The organism is Bacillus sp. SIMBA_008 (assembly GCF_046535495.1).
Lineage (GTDB): Bacteria > Bacillota > Bacilli > Bacillales > Bacillaceae > Bacillus > Bacillus subtilis.
Window position 1 is genome coordinate 1 of record NZ_JAWRWL010001113.1, and the last position, 243, is coordinate 243.

General features: G+C 68.7%; 1 protein-coding gene. It reads left to right on the top strand.

From position 1 onward, the window contains the following. The first annotated feature begins 5 nt into the window (after nt 1–5). On the top strand, nt 6–110 hold the full coding sequence (locus SB658_RS26895) for a hypothetical protein (protein WP_410603556.1): 105 nt from the start codon (nt 6–8) through the stop codon (nt 108–110). The last annotated feature ends 133 nt before the right edge of the window (nt 111–243 follow it).

Genomic DNA, 243 nt, shown 5'->3' on the forward strand with positions numbered 1-243 from the left:
TGGACGTGTCCAGCGGCATCGAGAGCGCGCCGGGGATCAAGGACGGCGACAAGATGCGCCGCTTCGTCGAGGAAGTGCGGCGGGCCGACTGCCACGAGCTGTCGTCCTGAGCGGTTTCGCGCCCGGACGCTGTCGCGGCTGAAGCCGCTCCCACAGTGCAGTTGCTGTTGCCTTGTGGGAGGGGCTTCAGCCCCGACGAGCGAAGTGGCGGTCTCCCAGCGGCCTCAACCCAGTTCCCGTGCC